We start from the raw sequence: 1,243 nt of genomic DNA on the forward strand, positions 1-1,243 counted from the left end.
GGTGCTGCTTGCTCTGCTGGCCGCTGGCGGGATCGGCTTTTGGCAGCTGCAGGCCTGGCCGTTGCGGCTGGCTTCGGCGCTGCTGGTGGCGCTGGCGGAAACGCTGCTGCTGATTGCCACCCACGAGGCCTGCCATGGCACCCTGCTGGGCCGGCCGCGGCTGGAGTTGGCGCTAGCGGCGCTGATCAGCTGGCCGATGGCCTGGCCCTTGTTCACCTATCGGTTGTTGCATCGTCTGCATCACCGCTGGAATGGGCGCGACCAGCGCGACCCTGAGCGGATTCGGCAGCAGCAGCCGGGGAGCTGGCGCTGGCTGGTGCTGGCGGGCGGTGCCGGTTTGATCCTGCGCACCCTGCAGGAGGCCCTGCGGCTGCAGGCGCAGCACCCGGCCCTGCGCCGCGCCCTGCTGCTCGATGGACTCGGGATTGTGTTGGTGCAGGCGCTGATCCTGGCGCTGGTGGTCCAGCACGGCCAGCTGCTGGCCTATGCCCTGAGCTGGCTCGTGGTGGAGCGGGTGGCGGGGGCGCTGCTGCAGCTCCGGGGTGCCATCGAGCACTGGCAGCTCTGGCAACCGCAACCCCATCCGCTCCTGAGCCAGCTGTATGGCTCCCGCACGGTTGCAGTGCCCAATTGGCTGAACGGTTGGCTGGGGGGCTTGCCGCATCACAGCGCTCACCATGCTTTCCCGCTGATTGCCACGGGCCGTTTGCCACAGGCCACGGCGCGCTTGCAGGCGGTGTTGCGCGCCCATGGCTACCCAGCCTTGCCGTGTTGCCAGGGCTACGGCGAAGCCCTCAAGCAGCTCGGTTAACGCCATCAGACTGAAGCGGCCAGCCGTGCCGCATCGTGAGTTTGGATCGCAGCGTGAGCCTGCTGGAGGCGAGCCGCTTCTGGTGGCAGCTGGGCTGGGTGAGCTTCGGCGGGCCCGCCGGGCAGATTGCGCTGTTGCATCGCGAGCTGGTGGAGCATCGGCGCTGGCTGAGTGAGTGCCGCTATCTGCATGCGCTCAATTTCTGCATGCTGCTGCCCGGGCCCGAGGCCACCCAGCTGGCCACCTACCTGGGTTGGTTGATGCATGGCTGGCCCGGCGGATTAATCGCCGGCGCACTGTTTCTGTTGCCCTCGGCGCTGTTGCTCAGCGCTCTGGCCTGGCTCTATGCCGTGTGGGGCACGTGGCCGCTGCTGGCTTCGGTGTTTGCCGCGCTCAAGCCGGTGGTGCTGGCGATCGTGGTGGTGGCGGCCT

The 1,243-nt window shown here is 68.4% G+C and carries 2 protein-coding genes; both read left to right on the plus strand.

The annotated features are described in order from the left end of the window. Position 1: 1 nt before the first annotated feature. Positions 2–811, plus strand: coding sequence for a fatty acid desaturase (locus FJ309_17660; protein MBM3956401.1), 810 nt, complete (start codon positions 2–4; stop codon positions 809–811). Between the two features lie 41 nt (positions 812–852). Next, on the plus strand, positions 853–1,243 hold a 391-nt coding region (locus FJ309_17665; protein MBM3956402.1), incomplete at its 3' end, for a chromate transporter.

This window comes from Planctomycetota bacterium (assembly GCA_016872555.1).
In the GTDB taxonomy this organism is placed as follows: domain Bacteria; phylum Planctomycetota; class Planctomycetia; order Pirellulales; family UBA1268; genus F1-20-MAGs016.